Here is a 26,420-nt window from a genome sequence, read left to right as displayed (position 1 = left end):
TCATTTGAAGCTGATAAATACCCCGTTAAATACTTTATAGGTTAGTAATATGTACAAAATACAAACATTGAATAATATCTCTGTCAAAGGTCTTGAAAAGTTTCCAAGAGAAACGTATGAAGTGGCGTCAGAAATGCAAAACCCTGATGCATATATGCTTCGTTCTTTAAAGTTACACGATATGGATATTCCGGAAAGCGTCTTAGCAGTCGGTCGAGCAGGTGCTGGCGTGAATAATATTCCTATCGAAAAAATGAGTGCCTTAGGTATACCCGTCTTTAATGCACCTGGTGCTAATGCTAATGCCGTTAAGGAATTGGTTTTAACTGGGATGCTATTGGGTTGTCGTAATATTTGTCAGGCTTGGGAATGTGCGAAAAACCTAGAAGGTGATGACGAGTCAATTGGTAAAGAAGTAGAACAAGTTAAGAAGAATTACGTTGGTTTTGAACTGCCTGGCCGCACATTAGGTGTTATTGGTCTTGGTGCTATTGGCACGTCAGTTGCCAATACGGCACAAGATTTAGGCATGGGTGTTGTTGGATTTGATCCAGCCATTACCGTCGAACGTGCGTGGCAATTATCATCTTCTATTGAATCGGCAAACACGGTTGATGAGCTGTTAGCAAAGTCTGATTTTGTAACCATTCATGTACCGCTTAATGAAGGCACTAAAGACTTAATTAATGCGAGCCGTATTAGCACAATGAACGATAATGCGATTATTTTGAATTTCTCACGCAACGGCATTGTCAATGATGAAGACGTTGTTGCAGCGTTAGATTCAGGCAAGCTTTATGCCTATATTTGTGACTTCCCAAGTAATTTATTGAAAGATCATCCACGTGTGATTACGCTGCCGCATTTGGGCGCTTCTACAGGAGAGGCGGAAGAAAATTGTGCCATTATGATTGCTGATCAGTTGAAAGACTTTTTAGAGAATGGCAATATTAAAAATTCGGTGAATTTCCCGCAGGTTAAGATGCCAAGAGTGAGCGGCTACCGTATGGCTATTGCTAACTCAAACGTACCTAACATGGTCGGTCAAATTTCTAGTATTTTGGCGGAAACAGGTCATAACATATTGGATTTATTGAATAAATCTAGAGGCGATTTGGCGTATACCTTGTTAGATGTGGATACAGAAATTACCGACGAGGTTGTTAACCAAATAAAAGCGATCGACGGTGTTTTATCAGTTAGAACAATTTAAGGTTTATGATGAGTGTTAACAATTCACTATCAGAATTACGAGATGCTATCGATGAGTTAGATGGTAAGTTGTTAACACTTTTTAATGAGCGTGCTGATTTAGCTAAAGAAGTAGCGGTTGTTAAAATGCGTGAAGGTGAATCGGTTGATTTCTACCGTCCCGACCGTGAGGCCAGTGTATTAAGGCGGGTTAAAGAACAAAACCCAGGGCCATTGAAAGATGAGCACGTTGCGCGAGTTTATCGTGAATTAATGTCATCGTGTCTAGCATTGGAAAAACCGTTAACGGTTGCTTATTTAGGCCCTTCTGGTACTTTCACACAAGAAGCAGCATTGAAGCATTTTGGTCATGCGGTAAATACGGTTCAAGCGGTGACGATTGCAGATATTTTTCACGAGGTTGAAAATGGGCAGGCGCATTATGGCGTTGTGCCTGTTGAAAATTCAACTGAAGGCGTTATTAGTCATACCTTGGACAGATTCATGAATTCACCTCTGTACATTTGTGGTGAAGTGGCTTTACGCATTCATCATCACCTGATGTCAACGGCCGACTCATTGGATCAAATTAAGGTTGTCTACTCACATCAGCAATCGTTAGGGCAATGTAGGCAATGGCTTATGTCTCATTTAGCTGACGTAGAAACTATCGCAGTCAGTAGCAACGCTGAAGCGGCGCGGCTTGCGAGTAAAGAAACCGGTGCGGCTGCAATAGCAGGTGAAGCGGCATCAGATATTTATCAGATGAATACATTGGCAAACAATATAGAAGATGAGTCGAATAATACGACACGCTTCTTGGTTATTGGCCAACAAAAAATACCTGCTAGTGGCGACGATAAAACCACGATGATGATTTCTACAAAAAATATTGCTGGTGCATTACAAAGTGTATTAGCACCTTTTGCTTATGCTGGCATAAGTCTGAATAAAATTGAGTCGAGACCATCAAGGCAAGCTGCATGGGATTACGTCTTTTTTATTGACATTGATGGTCATCAAGAAGATGAGAAAGTGGCAGTAGTACTGCAAGAGTTATTACCCAACGTTAATTTGTTAAAAGTATTAGGCTCTTACCCCAAAGCGGTTATTTAACACGTGAAAAGCTAGGCCTTTCTCGAAAAAAACAATAATTAATATGTCTACAGAAAATCTCTTTTGTGATTTGGCTTTCGAGCCAATAAATGGTTTATTTCCTTACCAGCCAGGGAAACCAATTGATGAACTTCAAAGAGAGCTAGGTCTCGACAATATTGTCAAGCTAGCCTCAAATGAAAACCCCTTGGGCCCGAGTGACGCGGTTAAAAGGGCGATTCAAAACTCATTAGGTGATATTTCACAATACCCAGACGGCAGTGGTTTTTATTTGAAGAAAGCGCTCTCGGAAAAGCTGGGGGTTACCGCGGATATGATCACGCTTGGCAATGGCTCAAATGATGTGCTGGACGTAATAGCCCGCGTCTTTTTAAGTGCAGGTCGTGAGGCGGTCTATTCAGAATATGCATTTGTTGTGTATGCGATAGCGACCCAATCAGTGGGTGCGACAGCGTGCGTGGCAAAAGCGTACTCGGCTGATAATGATGGAGCTTATGGGCACGACTTAGACGCGATGGAAAAGTTGCTGACTGAAAAAACCTCGGTGGTTTTTATTGCTAACCCTAATAATCCAACAGGGACTTGGTTAGCCTCAGATGTTTTAGAAAACTTTATTAAAAAAATACCTCGTGACGTTATCGTTGTGTTGGATGAAGCGTATTGTGAATATTTAGCTCAACGAGACGTGATCGACACAATAAAGTGGCTGACGAAATACCCAAACCTTATCATCACAAGAACTTTTTCAAAGGCTTATGGTTTAGCTGGTTTGAGGGTTGGCTACGCGCTCAGTCATCCCGATATTGCAAATTTACTTAATCGAGTACGGCATCCATTTAATGTTAATTCGTTGGGCTTAGTGGCGGCAGAAGCAGCGCTCAAAGATGAAACGTATATTGAGAAAAGCCGCGAGTTAAATAAACAAGGTCTGCAGCTAGTGGCCGATGGGTTTGAGCAGCTGGGCTTGGATTATATTCCTTCAGTCGCTAACTTTATAACCGTTAATGTAGGTGATCAGTCGCCAGAGATATATACGAGATTACTGCAAGAAGGAGTTATTGTGCGTCCAATATCGGCGTATAAAATGCCCCAGCATTTAAGAGTATCTGTAGGCTTGCCAACAGAAAATAAAATATTTTTAGATGCTTTGGGAAGAGTACTGAATGATGTTTAAAAAAATATGCATCATTGGCGTTGGTTTAATTGGTGGTTCAATCGCTAGAGCGTCAAGAGAGAATGGGTTATGCGCAAATATAGTAGGGGTTGGGCGCAGCCAAAGTCACTTGCAAAAGGCGGTTGATTTGGGTGTTATCGACAGCTTTGATCTGTCTATTGCAGAAGCCACAAAAGGCGCGGATATTGTGGTCGTTTGTTCTCCAGTGGGTTCTTTCGAAGCCGTGTTTAAGCAGTTAAAAGCCACGTGGTCGAAAGACTGCTTATATACCGATGTTGGCAGTACAAAAGAAAGTGTGTTGAGTGCATTAACATCAGTTTTTGGTGAAGTACCTAGTAATTTTGTGCCAGCTCACCCTATCGCAGGTTCAGAAAAAAATGGTGTAGAAGCTTCTAGCGATACCTTGTTTCATGGTAAACGGAGTATCATAACGCCGGTTGAAGAAACGGACATAATAGCGATAAAAAAGTGTCAATTGTGGTGGCAGAAGATGGGTGCAATAGTTTCTAAGATGTCCCCTCAACACCACGATGAAGTTTTCGCTGCAACCAGTCATTTACCGCATGTGTTGGCTTTTTCATTAGTAGAAGTTCTGAAAAATAAGCAGGATGAACGTGAAATATTTGAATATGCCGCAGGTGGATTTAAAGATTTTACGCGCATTGCATCTAGTAATCCTGAAATGTGGGCTGATATTTGTTTGGCTAATGGATCTGAGCTGATCAATGTGATGAAAGAATTAGAACGGCTCAATCAGAAAATTTCATCATTGATTGAGACAAAAGATAAACAAGGTTTACTGGATATTTTTAAATCTGCGCAGGGTGCGCGTGAATATTTTTTAAGCCTGCAAAATAAATAATATCAAATGAATACAATGTTTTCGGCCCCTAGTGAAGGGCTAAATGGTAAATTTCGTGTCCCCGGAGATAAGTCAATTTCGCATCGATCAGTGATGCTCGGAAGCTTGGCTGAAGGCGTGACAGAGGTAAGTGGGTTTTTAGAAGCCGAAGATGCGTTGGCTACTTTAAAAACCTTTCAGAATATGGGGGTTGAGATTGATCGCTTAGGTGAAGGTCAGTTAAGGATCCACGGTGTAGGTTTGCACGGGCTTAAGCCAGCAGAGGGTGACTTGTATGTTGGTAATTCGGGTACCTCAATGCGCTTATTGTCGGGCATTCTGGCTGGGCAAGCTTTTGATAGTGTATTAACGGGCGATAGTTCGTTGACTAAGCGGCCGATGCGCCGAGTTTTAGATCCGTTGTCACTGATGGGTGCAAAAGTTGAAAGTACGGCGACAGGCACATCACCATTAAAAATACACGGCGGCGCACCACTGTTGGGGGTTCATTATGAAATGCCGATGGGGAGTGCTCAGGTAAAGTCATGTTTATTGTTAGCGGGTCTTTACGCAGAGGGAACGACTACCGTTGTTGAACCGGCCGTTACTAGAGATCATACCGAGCGAATGCTCAGAGGTTTTGGTTACGATGTGAGAACCGAGGGAAATGTTGTGTCGCTGCAAGGTGGTGGTACTTTAAAGGCGATGTCAATTGATGTGCCAGCGGATATTTCTTCTGCCGCTTTTTTCCTTGTGGCGGCATCGATTACACCAAACTCAGATATAACGCTCGAGCACGTTGGCATTAATGCAACGCGCACAGGTGTTATCGATATTTTGTTACAAATGGGTGCTGATATTCAACTATTGAATGAACGGGTAGTTGGTGGTGAACAGGTGGCTGACCTGCGTGTCAAAAGTAGTCGCTTAAAAGGGATACACGTTCCTGATAACTTGGTAGCGTTGGCTATTGATGAATTTCCGGTGATATTTGTGGCTGCAGCATACGCTGATGGTAACACCGTGGTGACTGGCGCAGAGGAGTTGCGTGTTAAAGAAAGTGATCGAATTCAAACCATGGCCGATGGCCTGCAAGCGTTGGGCGTTGATGCTCAGGCGACGCCGGATGGAATGGTTATTAATGGCGGTAGTGTGAACGGTGGAACAATTGAGAGTTTTGATGACCACCGAATTGCGATGGCGTTTGCGGTTGCCGGTCTGCAGTCTAAAGGCCAGATTCAAATAAATAACTGTGAAAATGTTGCTACGTCGTTTCCTAATTTTGTTGATTTGGCCACTATGTGTGGTTTTAACCTAGAAACAAAATGAGTAAGCCGGTACCCGTTTTAACGATAGATGGGCCTAGCGGATCGGGGAAGGGCTCTATTTCAAAGCGTGTTTCCGAGAAGCTGGGTTGGCATTATTTAGATAGTGGGTCTTTGTACCGAGCGCTCGGAATAGCGGCGATTAAGAATGAAGTGGATATCGACAATGAAGATGCATTAGCCGACTTAATTGACAAAATAGAATTAGAGTTTAAGAAGGCAGAACAGGGAAATTGGGGGGTGTTTCTTAATGGCATGCAGGTACAAGACCAATTGCAGACCGAAGCTGTCGGTCATGTCGCCTCAAAAATTGCAGTGTTTGCAAAGGTCAGAAGCGGGTTATTGGCAAAGCAGCAAACATTTCAGGAAGCTCCTGGGCTAGTTGCAGACGGCAGAGATATGGGCAGTGTGGTATTTCCTGATGCGCCATATAAAATCTATTTGACAGCTACCGCCGATGAGCGAGGAAAAAGGCGCTATAAGCAGTTGATTGAGAAAGGAATAAATGCTAATCTGTCTGATGTTATTCAAGATATTGAACAAAGAGATGAGCGGGACAAAAACCGCTTAGTGTCTCCGCTGGTAATTCCAGATGGCGCCGTTTATATAGACTCATCGTTTAATGCTATTGATGAAGTTGTGGCGCAAGTTTTAAATATATTGAAAAACAAATAGTGTTGGATTAAAGGGCGTGCTTAGCACACCAATATGATGACACATACCCCATGTGGGGTGAAATCTCGTTAAAGAGAAACCAAGGTGGTTTGAGTTCATACAGCTCAAACTTTTTATAACTTAACCTTTTTTAAAGGCTCCTAATGCCCTTAAAAATTAATAAAGAGAACGTCATGAGCGAAAATTTCGCAGAATTATTTGAAGAAAGCATTCAATCCGCTGAACTTACACCGGGTACGTTAATTACTGGCTTAGTGGTTGATATCACTAATGACTCAGTTATCGTTAACGCTAACCTAAAATCAGAAGGCAATGTCCCTCGTTGGCAGTTTGTTAACGCAAAAGGTGAGCTAGAAGTAGCCATCGGCGACGAAGTTGAAGTTGTACTAGATATGGTTGAAGACGGCCTAGGCTCAACGCTATTATCAAGAGATAAAGCGAAGAAAGCCGCCGCTTGGAAATTCCTAGAAAAAGCAGCAGAAGAAAAAGAAACAGTTACGGGTGTCATCACTGGCAAAGTACGTGGTGGTTTCACAGTCGAAGTAGGTGGCTTGAGTGGCTTCTTACCAGGGTCACTTGTTGATGTACGTCCGTTAAGAGATACGACCTTCTTAGAAGGTAAAGATCTTGAGTTTAAAGTGATTAAACTTGATGAAAAACGTAATAACGTTGTTGTATCTCGTCGCGCTGTTCTTGAAACAGAATACAGTGCAGAGCGTGAAGAACTACTTAAAAACTTGAAAGAAGGCGCTATCTTGAAAGGTATGGTCAAAAACCTTACCGATTACGGCGCGTTTATCGATTTAGGTGGTGTAGATGGTCTATTACATATTACCGATATGGCTTGGAAGCGTGTTAAGCATCCGTCTGAAGTTATCGAAATTGGACAAGATATTGAAGTACTTGTTTTACGTTACGACGAAGAGAAGAAACGTGTATCACTTGGTATGAAGCAATTGGGTGAAGATCCTTGGGTTAACATTCTAGACCGTTACCCTGTGAATTCTAAACTTAGCGGTAGAGTGACTAACTTAACTGATTACGGTTGTTTCATTGAAATTGAAGACGGTATTGAAGGACTTGTTCACGTATCAGAAATGGATTGGACTAACAAAAACGTTAACCCAGCTAAAATAGTTTCTTTGGGTGATGAAGTTGAAGTTATGGTTCTTGAAATTGATGACACACGTCGTCGTATTTCATTAGGCATGAAGCAATGTAAAGGCAATCCATGGGAAGATTTCTCAGCTATTCATAAGAAAGGCGACAAAATCAAAGGCCTTATCAAATCAATCACAGACTTTGGTGTGTTCATTGGTTTGGATGGAGAAATTGATGGTTTGGTACATTTATCTGATATTTCATGGGATGAAAAAGGCGATGAAGATCTCCAAAGCTTCAAGAAAGGTATGGAAATTGAAACGGTTATTCTAGCGATCGATTCAGATCGTGAAAGAATTTCATTGGGCATTAAGCAGCTCGAACAAGACCCATTCCAAGAGTTCTTAGCGTCTAACGAGAAAAGTAGTCTAGTAAAAGGTACAGTGAAAGAAGTAGATGCTAAAGGCGCTGTTATCGTGCTTAGAAATGGCATTGAAGGCTATTTACGTGCCTCTGAATTGAATCGCGACCGTGTTGACGATGCTAGAAACATCCTAACTGAAGGCGATGAAATTGAAGCTAAGTTTATTGGTATTGATCGTAAAAATAAAACCATTAACTTATCTATAAAAGCTAAAGATGATGATGAAGAAAAAGCAGTATTGAGCGATTACTCTGCTCAAAATGCTAGCACACCTACATTAGGTGATATCTTCAAAAGCTCAATGGAAGATAAGTAAACTGTTTGGAGCTAGGTGGGAATTCAACTTCCCACCTAGATCCAATTTAAGGTGACTATGTGACTAAATCAGAATTAATAGAAAAATTAGCAGATCAGCAGGTCCATCTTCCTTATAAAGATGTTGAGTTAGCAGTTAAGTGTATTCTCGAGAGAATGAGTAGGGCGCTATCTTCTGGCGAAAGGATTGAGATTAGAGGGTTTGGTAGCTTTTCACTGCACTATCGACCGCCAAGGGTTGGAAGAAATCCGAAAAATGGTGAGTCAGTCGCGTTATCAGGAAAGTATGTGCCCCACTTTAAGCCGGGGAAAGAGTTAAGAATACGGGTTGATGAAGCGAAAGAACGATACAGAATTAAATAAAAAAAGCCCCTTTAAAGGGGCTTTTTTTTGCTTTAAGAAAAGTCCTAATTATACGGGGGCTTGTTATAATCGAACATGAAAGTGACTTACTGACATGATGTCTAAAGCTTTAGAAGGTTAATATGAGATTTTTATACCTATTGTTGTTTGTAGTAATTCTAGTTGTTGGCTTTGTATTGTCAATTTTGAATTCTGCGCCGATACAAATTAATTATTACTATGGCTGGCTTGAAATGCCGTTGTCCTTTGCGCTTCTTACGGCTTTTATTTTAGGTACGTTGATTGGCTTGATGGCTAAAGTTTGGAGTAACTTAGTCCTACGTCAACGTTACTCAGCGTTATCTAAAGAAGCTGCTATCACTAAAAAAGAAGTTTCCAACCTAAGAACTTATCCAGCAAAACGCATAAACTAAATGTTTGAAATTGCAATAATGCTGCTACCAGTTGCAGCAGCCAGTGGATGGTATGTTGCCTCTAGACACTATAAAGCGAAAGCGGAAAAGCCTCTTAATGAACACGAAGGTTATTTTAAAGGGCTAAATTACCTATTAAACGAGCAGCCGGATAAAGCTATCGATGTCTTTATTGACTTGTTGGAAGTTGACGATGAGACGATTGAAGTACATTTGGCTCTTGGCACCTTATTCCGGCAACGTGGAGAGGTTGAAAAAGCAATACGCTTGCACCAAAACTTGATTGCTCGCCCACAAATTAATCATACAACTAGAGCGGGCCTTTTAAATGAGTTGGGTCTCGACTATATGCGTGCTGGTTTGCTTGATCGAGCAGAAAGTATCTTTCTTGAGCTTGAAAAAGGTAATTTGCATAAGGTTAATGTCATTCGGCAATTATTGTCTGTTTATCAGCAAGAAAAAGAGTGGTTAAGTGCAATCGAATATGCAGAAAAATTAGAATCAATTGACCTGTATAAACAGACTTCATTGTTGTCGCATTTGCACTGCGAGGCAGCACTTTTTTACAAAGATGATTCTGACACCAGCATTACAAAAAATCATTTAAGAAAAGCACTTAAAATAGATCCTATATGCGTTAGGGCTAACCTTATTAATGCCGAGATGGCTATAACAACGCGTGGATATAAGCAGGCATTAAAATTCTTAATGAAAATTATGGATCAAGATGTTCGATTTATTCCCGTGTTTATCGATTTGATTCTTACCTGCTTTGATGAGTTGGATAAGCCTAAGCAAAAGTTTGAGTTTCTTGCTAACCTTCAGTCGGCTAATGAATCTACCATTGTTATCAGTCGTTTTATGGATGTATTGCTCAAGCAAAGAGGAGCAGCTGAAGCATCGGCTTTTATGTATAAAAAGTTATTGGAACACCCGAGCAAAAGCTATTTGAAATTGTATGCGCAAGTAGATGCTGGTGAGCCAGAGGGTACCGAATCTGTTTTTTTGTGTAATATCATTAAACAGCTTGAGGATGAATCATCCGGTTTTCAATGTAAGCAATGCGGTTTTACCTCTGTTGACTTAAACTGGTGTTGCCCAAGCTGTAAAGAATGGGGAGTTATTGAGCCTGTTTTACTATAGCGACTCCAGGTGTCAGCATTTTCTTACGGTGATTTAGGCATAAGCGTATTGACCCCGCCAGTTGACTTATCCATAGTAAAGAAGCGTTACTAAGTACGGATATTCAATTAATTAATAAATAGGGACATTTATGAAAAAGATTATTATGTTGGTTGCTTCGTTGGTTTGTCTGAGCTTTTCAATGTCAACATTGGCTGTTAATGTTAATACGGCAACGGCTGAAGAAATAGCAAAAGAACTTAAGGGAATTGGGCCAGCTAAAGCAGGGGCTATTGTTCTTTATCGTGAAAAGCATGGTGCCTTTAAAAACTTGAAAGAGCTTACCAAAATAAAGGGGATTGGTGCAGCAACGGTTGATAAAAACCGTGAGAGCATTCAATTAGACGTTAAGTCGTCATAACGAATCATTATAAAAAGCCCTGATTAATCAGGGCTTTTTTATGTCGATGTGGCTAAAACTGACTATCTTTTAAACTCATCGTGCTGTCGCAGCCAGACATAATGTTAGACAGTAACGAACCTGATTGTGGTAACAAGCGTTGCATATAAAACAGACCTGTTGTTAGTTTGCCATCATAAAATTCGTCGGGCATATTGCCTTTTCTATTGAGAGCTTGCTCTGCCATTGAAGCCCACATATAAGCTAGGGCAACTAGTCCAAATAAATTAAGGTAGTCGCTTGCAGCGGCACCGGCTTCATCAGGGTTGGATAAGCCTTTTTGTGCAATAAAAAGCGTAGCCATTTGAAGTCTTGAAAAAGATTTTGCTAAGGGTTGAATGTATGCCGACATACGTTCGTCCTCTGAATGTTGTTCGAGGAATTCTGATAATGGATGAAAAAAGTGGCGTAAGTATTTGCCCATATGAGCCGGCAGTTTACGGCCCACTAAATCCAATGCTTGGATACCGTTAGTACCTTCGTAAATTTTACTTATTCTCGCGTCACGTAGGTATTGTTCCATACCATTTTCACGAATGTAGCCGTGACCTCCATAGACTTGCATACCAAGGCTAGTCGTTATTTCGCCAATATCGGTTAGAAACGATTTCATGACGGGGGTGAGTAAGGAGACCAGTTCATTCGCTTCTTGGCGATGTAAAGAATTAACAGCGTTATGTGATAGATCAAGTTTAAACGATAACCAAAGGCTGAATGCTCGAGCACCTTCGGTATATGCTTTCATTGTCATTAACATCCGTCTTACATCTGGGTGAACGATGAGTGGGTCAGCAGGCTGATCAGGGTATTTATCACCCGAAAGTGCACGTCCTTGGGTGCGTTCTTTTGCGTAGTCTACAGCGCCACAATATGAGGCGTGTGCGAGTGCTAAACCTTGAATTCCCACATGAATACGGGCACTGTTCATCATGATAAACATAGCTTTCATGCCTTTGTTTAGATCACCAATCAGGTATCCATTGGAGCCTTCAAATTCCATTGCGCATGTAGACGATGCCTTGATGCCCATTTTGTGCTCTATACCACTACAAACAGTGCTGTTTGAGTTGCTTAACGTGCCATTGATATCGATATTGATTTTCGGGACAAGAAATAAACTAATACCTTTAATGCCCTCTGGTGCATCGGGAGTTCGTGCTAATACAAGATGAATAATATTTTCGGTCAAGTCGTGTTCGCCAGCTGAAATAAATATTTTGCTACCAGTAATGGCATAGCTTCCATCTTCTTGATGAATGGCTTTAGTTCGGATGAGCCCTAAGTCAGTGCCGCATTGAGGTTCAGTTAGACACATGGTGCCGCTCCACTTTCCTGAGACCATATTGGGCAGAAATTTGGCTTTTAGCTCTTCGCTGGCAAATTGCTCAATCGCGTTATAGGCGCCTAGAGTCAACCCCATATACATTGTGAATGACATATTGCCTGAAATAAGCATTTCATCGACTGCATTCGCAATGTAATGAGGCAAGCCTTGTCCGCCGTATTCTGCTTTACAGGTTAAATTGCCCCAACCAGCGGCCGTCATCTCTTGGTAAGCCTGCTTAAACCCCTTAGGTGTTGTGACGATACCGTCTTTAAATGAACAACCTTCTTCGTCACCGGATCTATTAAGCGGAAATAATAAGGTCTCGCTCACTTTGCCGGCTTCTTCAAAAATAGCAGCCGTGAGATCGGCTGTCATATTAGCGAACATGGGGATGCTGTCTAGTTCAGAGGTATTTAAAAACTCATGCACTAGGTAGTTAATATCATCAACCGGCGCTTTTAAAGTAGCCATACTTAATTCCTTAAAGGTTTTCCAGTTTCAAGCGTATGTTGAACTCGGTCGAGTGTTTTGTGTTGTTTTATCAATGTCATAAAAGCCTTACGCTCTAATGACAGCAAATCATCTTCTGAATGCAATTCTGAAATATCTGTTTCATCGCCAGTCAATACCATGGCAAGCTGATTCGCAACGACGGCATCGTATGAAGTGGCTTTGCCCGATTTTACAAAACTGTCAACGGCTAAGTTGAGTGCAGTGCTAGCGGTAGGACCGGGTAATGAAATATTGTTGCGTTCAGGAGGTATATACTCAGCGGCCAGTTGTAAGGCTTTGTTTTTGGCGTCGAATAATAAACGTTCACGGTTCATCGTAATGCCATCTGACGGTGCCAGAAACAGATGGCTTTTGGCTTCGTCAGCTGAAGTGGATACGCTTGCTGTACTAATCAGTTCAAAAGCTTTGCTGATAGCGGGCATAGGCCCTTTCGGGCGTTTTGGGTTTAGCATCCAGCGAGTGAGCATTTCTTTACTGCCGCCCCATGAGGGAATAAGACCGACTCCGGCTTCAACTAATCCAATGTATGATTCGGCATGTGCTTGAATGGCATCACAATGGAGTAAACTTTCACAGCCTCCACCTAAGGCCATCCCAGCGGGTGCGCCAACAACGGGGAAAGGGCTGTGTTTCATAGCTTTGTATGTGTCTTGACCCGACTTCACCATCGCCTCTATTTGCGGCCAAGCTGCAACATTAGCGGCGAATAATGCCAAGCCAATATTGGCCCCAACAGAATAGTTGTCAGCTTCGTTATATAACACTAAGGCTTTATATTTGGTTGGAATGATTGCAATAGCGATATCAATCATCCCTAGTATATCGGGGTCAATTGAATTCATTTTGCTATGAAATTCTAGGCACAAAACAGCATCGCCAATATCCCACAAGCTGGCGGATGGATTATGCTTAATGGGTTGTTGATTTTGCTTGATATCGGCTAATAACAAAACACCATTTTCGCGCGTTAGGGTTTGATATTTGCCCTTTAAATCTAGGCATTGGCGTTGTTTATTGTGAATCCGATACAGCGGTTGGCCTTTAGCCTCCGCCAGAATGGGAGGGATAGGCAGCCCGTTTGCATTGAGTTTATCGATAAACCACTCAACGCCGAGTTTATCTATCAGCTCAAAAGGCCCGTATTTCCAGTTGTAGCCGAGCCTCATAGCGCGGTCGATAGCATCAATGCTAGCGGCGATTTCTGGAATTAATCCGGCAGAATAATGGAGTGTTTTTGATAACACCGACCAAACAAAACTACCTCCTTTGTCATCAAAGCTGACTAATTTACGCAAATCTTTCGCTGTGGATGGTGCTAAGCAAGCTAAGGAGGCTTTTTGACTAGGCGCATATTTGCCGGTTTTTAAATCGATGGATTCCTTAACTTTTTTGCCATTTTCTTTATTGAGTCGGTAAAAACCACCTTTTCCCTTACGGCCGATGTAGCCATCATCAATCATTTTCGTGACAAGATCTGGGATAACGGCCTGTTCGTGAAAAGCATCTGCTTCGGGTAATGAGTGAGTCATAGACGCCAATATATGAGGCATAATATCGATACCAACCAAATCCATTAAACCGAAAACTCCCGTTTTTGGTATACCCATTGGTTTGCCACATAGAGCATCAGCCTCATCAATAGTTAACCGCAAACGGATGGCTTCAAGCAGCGCCGTTTGCATCCAATAAGCCCCAATTCTGTTAGCAATAAAGCCGGGTGTGTCGTTACATTTTACGACGCCTTTCCCAAGGTGGTGATCGCAAAAATAGTCAAGAGTATCAACCGATTCTTGGCGCGTATTAGGGCCTTGAACGATTTCCATTAAACGCATGTAGCGCGGTGGGTTAAAAAAATGAGTAATTAAAAAATTGCTGGTAAAACTGTCGGGCATGCCTGCCGTTAAGTCAGCCAGCGGTAAAGTTGAGGTGTTCGACGAAATAATACTGTTTGGTTTTCGAACGCGATCAATTTTTTTATAAAGCGCCTGTTTTAAGTCAAGCCGCTCAATGATGACCTCGATAATCCAGTCAACATCCGCCAACTCAGCTAGATGGTCTTCTAGGTTGCCAGGCGTAATATGTTTGGCGTTACGTTTATGCATTAAAGCGGCAGGCTTAACTTTTAGTAACTTTTGAATAGCGCTTTCAGCGATAATATTTCTATTTGTAGCGCCGTCAGGCACGATGTCTAATAACAAAACCTTTTTGCTTGCATTGGCAATTTGCGCGGCGATACCGCTGCCCATTACGCCAGCGCCAATCACGGCAACGCGTTCAATGTTCATTAGATAGACTCCAATATCGTTGCGATGCCTTGACCGCCGCCGATGCACTGGGTTGCTAATGCGTATTGTTTGTTTTCACGTGTTAATAAAGAAGCTGCTTTTCCCGTAATACGAGCACCTGTAGCGCCAAGGGGATGACCTAAAGCTATGGCGCCACCGTCTAAATTCACGCGTTCCATTGGGATGCCTAAGTCTTGAATGCAGGCAATGGATTGACTGGCAAAGGCTTCGTTAATCTCGATAATGTCGATATCCTTGATGCTCAATGAGGCGCGTAATAAGGCTTTTTTTGTCGCGGCAATGGGGCCAAGGCCCATCGTTTCTGGTGCGCAACCTGCTACCGCAATACTCTTAATACGTGCTAAAGGCGATAAGCCGTTTTGTTTTGCATATTCTTCACTGCAAACCAGTGTGGCGGATGCGCCATCAGTTAAAGGCGATGAAGTGGCGGCTGTTACCGTGCCATTGGCTAGGAAAGCCGGTTTCAAGCCTGCTAAATCGTCTGATGTGGTGCTGGGGCGTAGGCAACCATCCACATTGACTGTGCCGGTTCGGGTAACGATAGGCACGATTTCATCAGTGAAATAGCCCTGCTGTTGAGCAGAAATGGCTTTTTGTTGGCTAATAATGGCGAATTCATCTTGCTGTTGACGCGTAAGCTTGTATTGTTTTGCGACGTTCTCAGCGGTTTCGCCCATACTGATGTAAGCGGCGGGGAGAGATTTATATAGCTCGGGGCTTGGCATAGGGTTATAACCACCCATAGGGATACGGCTCATGGATTCAACGCCGGCACAGATAAAAGCCTCGCCTGCATCCATTTGGATGGCACCCGCGGCCATATGTATGGCTTGCATTGATGAGCCACAAAAGCGATTAACCGTGGTCGCTGCAATGGATTGTGGAAGCCCGGCCATTAAACCAGCAAGCCTAGCGATATTAAAACCTTGCTCGCCTTCAGGGAATGCGCAGCCCATGATAAGGTCTTCAAGAGTGTTTGGGTCGATGCCTGTCTTTGTCACTAGACTGGCGATCACTTGTGCGGCCATGTCATCCGGCCTAACGGTCGCTAAAGCACCTTTGTGTGCAAATGTTTGAGGGGATCTTGCGTAAGCTGCAATGACGACGTTTTTCATGTTAACTCCATTTGATTGCTAATTCTTTGTTAAGTGACTGTGTGCTTGCACGGTGAATCTCATTGAGTTGATTCAATGTTTTTGCGATGTCACAACGATCTTAATTCGCGCCTTAACACCTTGCCAACATTGGTCTTAGGTAGTTCTTGAATGAAGACAATTTTGTCAGGCGTTTTATAAGCGGTTAAACTCTTTTTGCAGTGGGCGATTAAATCAGCTTCGCTGAGGGAATCGTCTTTTTTAACGACGAATGCTTTAACGGCTTCGCCGCGTTTTTCATCGGGTACACCAATCACACCACATTCAAGAACACCGTCGTGTTCAACGATAATATTTTCAACTTCATTGGGGTAAACGTTAAAGCCAGAGACTAAAATCATGTCTTTTATCCGGTCGACTATGTAGAAAAAACCATTGCCATCCATTTTTGCAACATCACCTGTTTTAAGCCAGCCACCATCCGATAAAACATTGGCCGTTTCTTCTGGGCGATTCCAATAGCCTCGCATAACTTGTGGGCCTTTAACGCATAGCTCACCAGATTCGCCATCTGTAATAACCTGCCCTTTATCATCAACTAGCTGGCAGTATGTTGACGAAATAGGAAGGCCAATGCTGCCATTGTATTCTTTAAGGTTTAAAGGGTTGATACACACCGCTGGCGATGTTTCTGTCAAGCCGAAGGCTTCAACCAGTGTGCAACCTGTTATTTGCTTCCATTGCGCCGCCACGGCCGGTTGCACCGACATGCCGCCACCAAGAGTGATTTTAAGCTTAGAAAAGTCAATGTCACTAAAGCCCTTGGTATTGATAAGGGCGTTGAATAAGGTGTTAACACCGGTAATGGCGGTAAAAGGAATGCTACTGAGTTCTTTTACAAAACCTGCAAAATCTCTGGGGTTGGTAATTAAGATGTTTTTTGCGCCAGCTTCCATAAAGACGAGGCAGTTAGCGGTTAATGAAAAGATGTGATAGAGCGGTAGCGCGGTGATAACGATTTCGTTGCCTAAGATAACGTCATTTTTTATCCATTCGGATGCTTGCAACATATTGGCAACCATATTTTTATGGGTCAATATAGCGCCTTTAGAGACCCCTGTTGTGCCGCCGGTGTATTGCAGAAATGCGATATCGTCGTGTGTTGGCGCAATATGAGTAAACTCTAGTTTTGCACCTTCAGATAAGACATTCTTGAATGAAATGGCGTTTGCTAAGGAAAAGCTGGGCACCATTTTTTTAACGTATTTAACGACTAGATTGATCAGCATTGATTTTGGAAAATCAAGCATATCGCCCATTTTGGTGACGATAATATGCTCAAGCTGGGTATCAGCAACAACTTCTTGAACGGTGCTGGCGAAGTTTTCAACAACAATAATGGCTTTAGCACCAGAATCGTTTAGTTGGTGACGTAATTCGCGCGCAGTATATAGTGGGTTCGTATTGACTACCGTTAAGCCAGCCCTAAGAACGCCAAAAATACAGACAGGGTTCTGTAGCAGGTTCGGCATCATAATCGCAACGCGGTCGCCTTTTTCTAAGCCTAGTTTGTTTTGTAAGTAGCTAGCGACTGCTCTGGTTGAGGACTCAAACTCAGCATAAGTCAGCGTTTTACCGAAGTTACTAAAAGCAGGCCTGCTGGCAAATTGCTCAACGCTTTGCTCAAAAATTTCAACAACGGAGGCGTATTTGTTGATATCTATATCGGCATTAATGCCTTCTGGATAACTATTTAACCAAGGTCTGTCCATGATGCTTTCCTTTGTCGGCTGCATATTAAAGTCGAGTAAAGCGAGTCTGTTTTTTCCACAGCTACAAAATTTGTAACGTTTGAAGAAAAACCAGCCCAACGGTATAAATAATCCTATATTAAAAGGTCGTGGTAAAGGGACTTTGTTTAATTCAAGCAAAATGTGATAGTTCAAAGATTTCAACGAGCTTGAGAACTGAGCGCTGCTGGATTTGATTCGTATCAACACTATCAGTGCATTAACAGTGTTGGATAGTGAGCACTGGATTCACTCTGGCATAACTAAAGGAACAAGGTTTTTATTGCAAAAAAACTAAATAAAGGCACTATGTCATTTTGTTGAATTGTAATTAGGAAAAATTAATGTCATCTGTTTTAGTTAAGAAGAAAGGAAATATCGCTTGGCTTATTTTAAATAGGCCTGAAAAATTGAATGTATTGGGTTTGGAGATGCCAGCAGATTTGCGACGTTGTACCCAAGAATTGAAAAATGATGAAAAAGTTAAGTGCGTTATCATCACGGGAGCGGGTGATCACTTTATGGCTGGGGGTGATATTGATTACTTTAAATCTCTGGTTGATGCTTATGCGGTAGAAGGCGAATCGGCCTTACCGGATGATATGTTTAGTGATTTGCATGAAGCGATTCTAAATATTACGTCGATGGAAAAGCCAGTTGTGGCGAGTGTTCAAGGCGCTGTTGCAGGCTTTGGCTTAAGTTTGATGCTGGCGTGCGATATGGTGGTAGCTGCTGAGAGTACGGTTTTGTCGGTAGCTTATTGTAAAATTGGCACGACGCCGGATGGTGGGATGACGTACTTCTTACCGCGAGCCGTTGGCCAAAAAAGAGCAATGGAGCTGGCGTTGACAGGGCAACGATTTTCGGCAGAACAAGCCGAGCAATGGGGAATGGTCAATCAGGTCGTTAGCACAGATGAGCTGGAGACTAAAACTAAGGAGTTGGCGGACACATTATGCAGAGGGCCTAATGATGTGTTGGCGAGAACCAAGCTATTGCTCAACCAAACGTACGATGTCAGTTTAAAAGACCGGTTGGATGAAGAGGCTGAGAATTTTTATTCGAGTATGTTGAAAGAAGATTTTACTGAAGGTGTCACTTCGTTTTGTGAGAAACGCCGCGCGCAATTTAAGTAGGCGCTCAACATACCATTTAAAATGAACACTAATATAGCCATCATCGGACTGGGATATGTGGGCTTGCCCTTGGCGGTTGAGTTGGGCAAGCAGTATCCTAGCATCGGCTTTGATATCAGTAAGGAACGTATAGCGGCATTAAACGAGGGTGTGGATGTAACACTTGAGATGTCAACTGCTGAAATAGCAGCAGCTAAGCAGTTGTTTTTTACGACAGACACAACAGAACTCTCTACGGCTAATATTTATATCATTACAGTCCCTACGCCAATAGATAAGGGTAATAACCCGAATTTAACGCCGATAAAAGAGGCTACGAAAACAGTGGCCGGTTATTTGAGTGACGGCGACATCGTCATTTATGAATCGACCTTATATCCGGGCGCAACAGAAGAAGTTTGTGTGCCCATTCTAGAACAACTCTCAGGTCTGATATTCAATGATGGGTTCTTTTGTGGCTATAGCCCAGAGCGCATTAATCCCGGTGATAAAGAACGTAGCTTAACGACCATTACCAAGGTCACATCAGGCTCAACAGCGAAGGTTGCAACAACGGTTGATGATTTATATCAATCTATTATTCCGGCCGGAACGCATAAGGTCAGCAGTATAAAGGTAGCTGAAGCCGCTAAAGTCATTGAGAACACGCAGCGCGATATTAATATCGCCTTAGTTAATGAATTGGCGCTTATTTTTAATAGAATCGGTATCGACACTGAAGAAGTTTTGCAAGCCGCTGGTACGAAATGGAACTTCTTACCCTTTAGACCCGGCCTTGTGGGCGGGCATTGCATTGGTGTAGACCCTTATTACCTTGTTCATAAAGCTGAAACACTGGGCTATCACCCGCAGCTGATTGCGGCGGCTAGGCGCATTAACGACAATATGGGGTCTTTTGTTGTCAGTGAAGTGGTTAAGTTAATGGCGGTAAAAAGGTTAAGTATCGTTGGCGCGAAGGTATTGATGATGGGGCTGTCATTCAAAGAGAACTGTCCCGATTTGAGAAATACCCGTGTTATTGAGATGGTTGAAGAGTTGCAGCTATGCAATGCAGAAGTTGATGTTTGGGATCCTTGGGTCAATGAAGAAGAGGTGCTGAGTGAGTACGGTTTAAGGTTAATCGGATGGCCCGCTGACAATTACTATGACACGATTATTGTTGCGGTTTCCCATGATGAGTTTAAAGAGCTTAGTGCCTCAAGTATTCATGCGTTCGGTAAAGACAAGCATGTGCTTTATGATATTAAATACCTGCTTGATTCAACTGAATCGGATGGGCGTTTGTAATTAAAAAAACGGCTCAAGGAACGAAGGTGAGTCAGTGGCTAAGCTGACGTTGGCTTGCGTCAAAGGAAATAATAATTGAAGGAAGGTTTATCGCCTGACAATTAGGTATGAGTGTTTTTGCACAGCGGATGATTCAAATAAAATGTTGCCAGCAAAAAAAACCCGCGAAAGAATCGCGGGTATAAGAGGTTCATGAGAACCTGAGGAGGTTGGTACATCTTTGAGAACATCCCAACTGGCGCAAATATTACGGTAAAGGTGGTTTTTTCACGTGACATTAGTCACTCTAACTAACATTAGGGGAAGATTATGTAGGTTGTTTGGCAACCTACGCTGGTTGAGCCGATTTGGCTTATACGTATGTCTCATAAAGTATGCACTCGGTTGAGTGCGTGTCCGGCTAGGGTAACTATAGGTTGCAAACTCCGCTCATGCGCATTAGGCTTGTTGCCCCACCTCATTAAACCCTCAAGCCGTGTCTAAAAAGAAGCCCTCCAATAAATTGTCAAGAAAAGAGATAGAAGCCATCGATGATAAAGAACTCATCACTAAAACGCAGCTAGTAAGCTACTTGGCCAATCAAAAACGGCCCCAGGCTTGGCTAGATATCGCTGGCGGTTTAATGGTGCAATCTAAACGAGAAAAAAAATCGTTATCGCGCCATTTATCGGCGATGTTGAAGTCGGGTGAGTTGCTATTTAATCGAAAAGAGCAGTATTGCTTGGTGCAACAAAGCGACCTTGAAACTGGCGTGGTGATTGGCCATGCGGATGGGTTCGGATTTTTGAAACGCGATGCCGGCGGTGACGATATGTTTATACCGCCACACGAAATGCGCGCGTTAATGAACGGTGACCGTGTAGTTGCTAGTCGAGGGAAGTTGAATCGTCAAGGAAAGCTCGAGGCACGTATTGTTGAAGTGCTAGATAGAAAAGTTAAAACGGTGGTCGGACGATTTTTCGATGTGATGGGCGTTTTCCATGTTGAAGCAGAAAATAAACGAATTTTTCAGCACATACTGATTCCTGCAGACGCGACCTTAGGCGCGAAAGATGGCCAGATTGTGATGGCGCAGATTTCACGCTACCCATCTGCCCGTACACAAGCTATTGCTAAGGTAATTGAAGTGATGGGCGACCATATGGCGCCAGGTATGGAGATTGACATGGCGATTCGTTCATACGAGTTACCAAATAGTTGGTCACAAGCGGTGCTTGATGAAGCGCAAAGTTTTGGTGCCGGCGTGGTTGAGGCGGATTTGCTTGATCGAAAAGACATTCGTAAGCTGCCTTTTGTAACAATAGATGGCGCTGATGCGCGAGATTTTGATGACGCAGTGTTTTGTAAAAAAATGGCAAAGGGCTGGAAGCTCTGTGTAGCCATTGCTGATGTGGCTCACTATGTAAGGCCCAATAGTGCCATTGATACAGAAGCATATGAGCGGGGTACCTCAGTGTATTTCCCCGAAAAAGTGATACCGATGTTACCTGAAGTGTTGTCTAACGGGCTGTGCAGTCTCAACCCTCACGTTGACCGCTTGTGCATGGTTTGTGAGATGCGGCTGGATGAGCAAGGGACGGTGACTGGCGTCAAGTTTTACCAAGCAGTGATGCATTCACATGCGAGGCTAACGTATGATGAAGTTGGGTCGATATTTGACGAAACGGCGCCAGAGCTCCTGCAAAAACATAAAAAACTTCTGCCGCATTTGAATGCCTTGCGGGGCCTCTATGAGGTAATGAAAGTGGCGGCAGACGAGCGTGGTGCACTTGAATTTGATACCTTTGAAACGCGCTTTGTTTTTGATAAGGGGCGAAAAATAAAAGCCATTGAACCGGTTGTTCGGCATGATGCGCATCGCCTTATTGAAGTGTTTATGATTGCAGCAAATGCATCAACGGCTGACTTTCTAGCGAAACAAAAGATGCCTAATTTACTGCGTATACATGATGGCCCAAGTGTTGACCGCTTGTTAAAGCTTAGAGGGTTTTTGTCAGAACTTGGTTTAAGTTTGGAGGGTGGTGAAGAGCCAAAGCCGCATCATTATAAGCAATTGATTGCCAGCATACACGACCGCCCCGACTCGCATTTAATAGAAACCGTTATGTTGCGTTCAATGTCACAAGCTATGTATAGCCCAGAGCAGCAAGGACATTTTGGCTTGGCGTTAGATTTGTATGCGCACTTTACCTCGCCAATTCGACGTTATCCGGACTTGTTGACGCACCGAGCAATTAAGCACGTTATTCAAAAACAAACGCCAGCGAGTTTTAATTACTCAGATGGCGACATGGATTTATTTGGCGAGCATTGTTCGCACTGTAGCCGTCGCGCAGACGAGGCAACACGTGATGTTGAGAGTTGGCTAAAGTGTGAGTTTATGATGGATAAAATTGGCCAGCAGTTTACTGGGGTCGTTTCCTCTGTTACTTCATTTGGCTTGTTTGTAGAGTTGGATAAAGTCTTTATTGATGGCCTGATTCACGTAACCGCGTTGGGTGATGATTACTATCACTTTGATGCAGGTAAACATCGTTTACTCGGCGAACGTACGAATAAATCATTTCGCTTAGGTGATCGGTTACAGGTGAAAGTGGTGAAAGTAAGTTTAGATGACAAGAAAATTGACTTGTCCTTAGTGGGGGCGGAACAGAAGAAAAAAGTGTCGAGTAAGCGCTTTAAGAAGAGCAGACGATAATGGCTGAGATGCAAACAGTTTATGGTATTCATGCTGCGCAAGCGCTGATTAAAGCTGGGCCAGATCGAATCGTTAACGCGTGGTTAGATCGCCAGCGAAAAGATGCAAAGCTACAAGCAATAAAAGAGAGCTTGGATGTTGTGGGGGTACGTGTTGAATATGCGGATAAGAAAACGTTAGAGAAGTTGTCCGGCAATGGGAATCATCAGGGTGTCTTACTAACCGTTAAGCTGCCACAAGAGCGCACAGAGGAGGAGCTCAAAAAAAGGGTTAAAGAACGTACAGATGATGCGTTTTATTTGGTCTTAGATCAAGTCACTGACCCGCATAATTTAGGTGCGTGTTTAAGGACCGCGTTGGCGGCGGGTGTGCAAGGCGTGATTGTGCCAAAAGACAATGCCTGCAGGCTAAATGCTACGGTTTGTAAGGTGGCCAGTGGAGCGGCTGAAGTGCTTCCTGTCTACCGTGTCACCAACCTTGTTCGAACGTTGAAATGGCTTAAAGGCGAGGGTGTCTGGCTCAGTGGTGCCGCAGGCGAGGCGACACTGGGTATTTTTGATGCCGAATTAACAGGATCCGTGGCTATCGTCATGGGTGCTGAGGGGAAAGGTTTAAGGCAATTAACGCAACAACAATGTGACCAGTTGGTTAAGATTCCGATGTCAGAAAAGGTAGAGAGTCTGAATGTCTCAGTCGCAACGGGCATTATTTTGTATGAAGTGCTTCGGCAAAATAAGAAAGCCTTATAAAAAAATCAAATAACCGAATAATAAAATATTACATAAATATTGGAACACACCATGTCTACTTTAGTTTTTACCGTACAAAAAACTGATCTTCTTGAATTTAATGAATATCACGCCAAGATGAATAGTGCCTACGGTAAAAGTGTGACGAGGCATCAGATGTTATGGCCTGCAATTATTGCTGTTGCAGCATTGTTTATTGTGATGTCTACAGGAGATGCGCAAAAGGGTGTGTTGACCTTGACGGGTGCGTTCATTTGGTCGTTATTGGTGCCGGCGTGGTTGAAGAAGAGATTTTACCAACACGTTAATGATCAGATGTCTGATGAGCAGGTAGAGCAGGCCACGGGTGACTATAGTTTGAAAGTAACCCCTGAGGGCTTGATGGAAATTAGGCCGATGGGAGAGGATCTTATAGAATGGTCGAGTATTCATAGACTTGAAAAGTCAAAACACCATGTTTACCTTTATATGAGTAAAGATGCAGCCATTATTATTCCGAAAGATAGGGTGTCTAAAGAGAGCGATTTCAAAGCCTTTTATGCCGAGTTAGTCGATGCGATGAAGAAATAATCTAAACCAAGTCCTGCTTGATAAGTTATGCCTTTGGTGTGCGATGTTTACTTGTGAGTTGTAGAAGTAGTAAATTAAAAGCAAATAAATCTTAAACCTCAGGCGTTCGCTTGATTTACAGGGTTAATGTCTGTAAAATCGCGCGTTCGAAATTGCGGTCCTTAATATTGGGCTGTGATCCTTGCTTCACCTGTATTTCAGGGAAGCTGATAATCCTTAAGGAGATAAAATGAGACATTACGAAGTTGTATTTTTGGTTCACCCGGATCAAAGTGCGCAAGTGCCTGCAATGATTGAGCGTTATAGTGCGTCAATTAAAGAAAGCGGCGGCAATATTCACCGAGTAGAAGATTGGGGTAGAAGGCAGCTTGCTTATCCAATCAATAAAATTCATAAAGCCCATTACACATTGATGAACATTGAGTGTAGTCAAGAAGGTCTTGATGAATTAGAAAAGTCATTCAAATTCAATGATGCAGTGATCAGAAATATGATTATGCGTCGTGATGAAGCAGCGGCTGGTACAACGCCTCTTGCTAAATCAAACGAAAAAGAAGCGGCTAAATCTTATGTAAAGCCTGTCCAAAAAGCGGCTGAAGCACCAGCTGAAAAAACAGAAAAGTCTGAGCCTGTTGCTGAAAAAGCAACGGAAAAATAAGACGCTGTAAAACAAAATTTAAGGAATAGATATGGCATTTGATAAAGGTTTTAGACGTCCACGTTACTGCCGCTTTACTGCGGAGAATGTAAAAGAAATTGATTACAAAGATTTGGATACATTAAAAGAATATATGACGGAAACAGGAAAAATCATTCCTGCTCGTGTAACAGGTGTAAAGGCAAAGTACCAACGTCAGTTAACTGCAGCGATTAAAAAAGCTCGTTTTCTTTCATTGATTCCATATTGCGACGCACACGAACGTTAGAATATTTGTCGCGAGTGATCGCGTTTTAAGCCCTGCATTATGAAAGCATTAGCAATATTTATTATGCAAGGCGGGCGGCAGGCTACTATTGTTGTGGCCACAATGGCTATTTTGTCATTGTTATTTCCGCCACTGCTGATAGTGAGTGTCGCTGCAGTATGTTTGGTGACACTAAGAAATGGTTCTACTGAAGGCTTAAGGGTTTTAGTAGGATCAACGGTAGCGACTGCATTAATGGGGTATATGTTATTGGGAACATCATTAGTTTCCTTTACATATCTGCTCATTATGTGGTTGCCGGCCTTTTTAGTGTCGATGGTACTGCGCGAAAGTAGGCAGCTAAATAAAGCCCTAGAGTTTTTGGTAGTATTAGGGATGTTGGCGGTAGCCGGTGTCTATTTAACGATAGATAACCCAGCCCAACTTTGGGCGGAAGGCATCCAAAATATTATTAAAAGCTTAGTGGAGCAACAAGGTTTACTCATCACTCAGGCAGAGTTGCAAGAAGGCCTGGAGTTTTGGTCCCAGTACATTACTGGAATTGTAGTAGCCGGTACGCTTATTAGCTTGTTAATGAGCTTGTTGTTAGGAAGATGGTGGCAAGGCCTACTGTTTAATGCAGGTGGTTTTGACGAGGAGTTTAGCCATATTCGTTTGTTGCCTCGTGATGGCTTGGTGTTTGTAGTGCTTATTGCCTTAGGTGTGTTATTAGAAGGGCAGTTTGCAGAGTTAATATGGAACCTCGATATACAAGTTCTACTGTTATTTTTTATAGTAGGCGTATCTGTTGTTCATGTGGTAATTAAAAACAGAGGCGGCAGTCGATTTTTGCTCGGGGTTTTTTATATTGCAGTATTTTTTGTGCCACATTTGATGTTACCCTTAGTATTGATTGGGTTATCGGATGTTTGGATGGATTGGCGTCAACGGTTAGTTAAAGCGTAACGCTGGGTTAAATTTTAAATTTATAGATAGGATTCAGTAAAGATGAACATTATTCTTCTTGAAAAAGTAGCAAATTTAGGTAATTTGGGCGATAAAGTATCGGTTAAACCAGGTTTTGGTCGTAATTTTTTAATACCGGGCGGTAAAGCAGTTCTTGCAACCCCTGATAGAATTAAAGAATTTGAAGCGCGTAGAGCCGATCTTGAAAAAGCAGAAGCAGACCGTTTAACACAGGCTCAAACACGAGCAGAAGCTGTTGAAAAACTAAGCCTGACAATCACTCACCAAGCAGGTGAAGAAGGTAAATTATTTGGTTCAGTAGGTTTGCCAGACATTATCAAAGCATGTGCTGATGCAGGTGTTGAAATTGATAAGCAAGAAATCAAGTTGTCTGAAGGATCAATTAGACAAACGGGTGAATTTGAAGTAGCTATTCACTTGCACTCTGATGTTGTTGCAACACTTAAATTAGCGGTAGTTTCTGAAGACTAGACCGCTATCTTTTGTGAGAAAGCCGGTGTCTTTTTGACACCGGCTTTTTTTTGCGATCCGGATTTAC

Annotated in this window: 24 protein-coding genes; 20 read left to right on the top strand and 4 right to left on the bottom strand. The window is 42.7% G+C overall.

The features are described from left to right. Window positions 1-49 precede the first annotated feature (49 nt). From AB1Y31_06750 to AB1Y31_06700, 11 genes are all read left to right on the top strand, one after another. Entirely contained in the window at window positions 50-1,213 is a 1,164-nt protein-coding gene (locus tag AB1Y31_06750; protein MEW4982865.1) for a phosphoglycerate dehydrogenase, read from the top strand. Window positions 1,214-1,221: 8 nt separating this feature from the next. Continuing rightward, window positions 1,222-2,307 carry a prephenate dehydratase gene (pheA, locus tag AB1Y31_06745; GenBank protein MEW4982864.1) on the top strand — a complete coding sequence of 362 codons (1,086 nt, stop codon included), beginning with the start codon at window positions 1,222-1,224 and terminating at the stop codon, window positions 2,305-2,307. Between the two features lie 43 nt (window positions 2,308-2,350). Then, window positions 2,351-3,481 carry a histidinol-phosphate transaminase gene (gene hisC / locus AB1Y31_06740; protein MEW4982863.1) on the top strand — a complete coding sequence of 377 codons (1,131 nt, stop codon included), beginning with the start codon at window positions 2,351-2,353 and terminating at the stop codon, window positions 3,479-3,481. Next, a complete protein-coding gene (locus AB1Y31_06735; GenBank protein ID MEW4982862.1) occupies window positions 3,471-4,343 on the top strand; it encodes a prephenate dehydrogenase/arogenate dehydrogenase family protein in 873 nt (290 codons plus the stop codon). Before hisC ends, AB1Y31_06735 begins: the two co-directional genes overlap by 11 nt. Before the next feature lie 6 nt (window positions 4,344-4,349). Further along, window positions 4,350-5,651, top strand: coding sequence for a 3-phosphoshikimate 1-carboxyvinyltransferase (aroA, locus tag AB1Y31_06730; protein MEW4982861.1), 1,302 nt, complete (start codon window positions 4,350-4,352; stop codon window positions 5,649-5,651). Further along, entirely contained in the window at window positions 5,648-6,322 is a 675-nt protein-coding gene (gene cmk, locus AB1Y31_06725; protein ID MEW4982860.1) for a (d)CMP kinase, read from the top strand. Before aroA ends, cmk begins: the two co-directional genes overlap by 4 nt. Window positions 6,323-6,495: 173 nt before the next feature. Beyond that, window positions 6,496-8,163: a 30S ribosomal protein S1 gene (gene rpsA, locus AB1Y31_06720; protein ID MEW4982859.1), complete on the top strand. Its 1,668-nt coding sequence runs from the start codon at window positions 6,496-6,498 to the stop codon at window positions 8,161-8,163. Between the two features lie 59 nt (window positions 8,164-8,222). Then, entirely contained in the window at window positions 8,223-8,525 is a 303-nt protein-coding gene (locus AB1Y31_06715) for an integration host factor subunit beta (protein MEW4982858.1), read from the top strand. A 122-nt stretch (window positions 8,526-8,647) separates the two neighbouring features. Next, window positions 8,648-8,938 (top strand): LapA family protein, encoded by a 291-nt coding sequence (locus tag AB1Y31_06710; protein ID MEW4982857.1) that lies wholly within the window; start codon window positions 8,648-8,650, stop codon window positions 8,936-8,938. Continuing rightward, window positions 8,939-10,081, top strand: coding sequence for a lipopolysaccharide assembly protein LapB (gene lapB, locus AB1Y31_06705; GenBank protein MEW4982856.1), 1,143 nt, complete (start codon window positions 8,939-8,941; stop codon window positions 10,079-10,081). 130 nt (window positions 10,082-10,211) lie between these two features. Continuing rightward, window positions 10,212-10,481, top strand: coding sequence for a helix-hairpin-helix domain-containing protein (locus tag AB1Y31_06700; GenBank protein MEW4982855.1), 270 nt, complete (start codon window positions 10,212-10,214; stop codon window positions 10,479-10,481). Window positions 10,482-10,533: 52 nt separating this feature from the next. Here the strand turns inward: AB1Y31_06700 and AB1Y31_06695 are convergent, their stop codons facing one another. From AB1Y31_06695 to AB1Y31_06680, 4 genes are all read right to left on the bottom strand, one after another. Then, window positions 10,534-12,318, bottom strand: coding sequence for an acyl-CoA dehydrogenase C-terminal domain-containing protein (locus AB1Y31_06695; GenBank protein MEW4982854.1), 1,785 nt, complete (start codon window positions 12,316-12,318; stop codon window positions 10,534-10,536). 2 nt (window positions 12,319-12,320) lie between these two features. Further along, a complete protein-coding gene (locus tag AB1Y31_06690; GenBank protein MEW4982853.1) occupies window positions 12,321-14,645 on the bottom strand; it encodes a 3-hydroxyacyl-CoA dehydrogenase NAD-binding domain-containing protein in 2,325 nt (774 codons plus the stop codon). Next, entirely contained in the window at window positions 14,645-15,781 is a 1,137-nt protein-coding gene (locus AB1Y31_06685; protein MEW4982852.1) for a thiolase family protein, read from the bottom strand. The genes AB1Y31_06690 and AB1Y31_06685 overlap by 1 nt, the downstream gene beginning before the upstream one ends. Window positions 15,782-15,870: 89 nt before the next feature. Next, entirely contained in the window at window positions 15,871-17,532 is a 1,662-nt protein-coding gene (locus AB1Y31_06680; GenBank protein MEW4982851.1) for an AMP-binding protein, read from the bottom strand. 362 nt (window positions 17,533-17,894) lie between these two features. Here AB1Y31_06680 and AB1Y31_06675 point away from each other — a divergent pair, with 362 nt between their 5' ends. The 9 genes from AB1Y31_06675 (at window position 17,895) to rplI (ending at window position 26,353) form a co-directional block, all read left to right on the top strand. Next, window positions 17,895-18,686 (top strand): enoyl-CoA hydratase, encoded by a 792-nt coding sequence (locus AB1Y31_06675; GenBank protein MEW4982850.1) that lies wholly within the window; start codon window positions 17,895-17,897, stop codon window positions 18,684-18,686. 21 nt (window positions 18,687-18,707) lie between these two features. Further along, a complete protein-coding gene (locus tag AB1Y31_06670) occupies window positions 18,708-19,973 on the top strand; it encodes a nucleotide sugar dehydrogenase (GenBank protein ID MEW4982849.1) in 1,266 nt (421 codons plus the stop codon). Between the two features lie 475 nt (window positions 19,974-20,448). After that, complete coding sequence (gene rnr, locus AB1Y31_06665; GenBank protein ID MEW4982848.1) at window positions 20,449-22,671, top strand: ribonuclease R; 2,223 nt, start codon at window positions 20,449-20,451, stop codon at window positions 22,669-22,671. Continuing rightward, a complete protein-coding gene (rlmB, locus tag AB1Y31_06660; protein MEW4982847.1) occupies window positions 22,671-23,420 on the top strand; it encodes a 23S rRNA (guanosine(2251)-2'-O)-methyltransferase RlmB in 750 nt (249 codons plus the stop codon). Before rnr ends, rlmB begins: the two co-directional genes overlap by 1 nt. Window positions 23,421-23,471: 51 nt before the next feature. Then, window positions 23,472-23,990, top strand: a complete 519-nt coding sequence (locus tag AB1Y31_06655) for a YcxB family protein (GenBank protein MEW4982846.1) — start codon at window positions 23,472-23,474, stop codon at window positions 23,988-23,990. A 229-nt stretch (window positions 23,991-24,219) separates the two neighbouring features. Beyond that, the gene (gene rpsF / locus AB1Y31_06650; GenBank protein ID MEW4982845.1) at window positions 24,220-24,648 is read left to right on the top strand and encodes a 30S ribosomal protein S6; all 429 of its coding nucleotides are present in this window, start codon (window positions 24,220-24,222) and stop codon (window positions 24,646-24,648) included. 31 nt (window positions 24,649-24,679) lie between these two features. Then, on the top strand, window positions 24,680-24,916 hold the full coding sequence (gene rpsR, locus AB1Y31_06645; protein MEW4982844.1) for a 30S ribosomal protein S18: 237 nt from the start codon (window positions 24,680-24,682) through the stop codon (window positions 24,914-24,916). 39 nt (window positions 24,917-24,955) lie between these two features. Beyond that, the gene (locus AB1Y31_06640) at window positions 24,956-25,861 is read left to right on the top strand and encodes a DUF2232 domain-containing protein (protein ID MEW4982843.1); all 906 of its coding nucleotides are present in this window, start codon (window positions 24,956-24,958) and stop codon (window positions 25,859-25,861) included. A 42-nt stretch (window positions 25,862-25,903) separates the two neighbouring features. Beyond that, on the top strand, window positions 25,904-26,353 hold the full coding sequence (rplI, locus tag AB1Y31_06635; protein MEW4982842.1) for a 50S ribosomal protein L9: 450 nt from the start codon (window positions 25,904-25,906) through the stop codon (window positions 26,351-26,353). Window positions 26,354-26,420: the final 67 nt, after the last annotated feature.

This window comes from Cycloclasticus sp. (genome assembly GCA_040743155.1).
In the GTDB taxonomy this organism is placed as follows: domain Bacteria; phylum Pseudomonadota; class Gammaproteobacteria; order Methylococcales; family Cycloclasticaceae; genus Cycloclasticus.
This window is presented reverse-complemented; position numbering and strand designations above follow the sequence as displayed.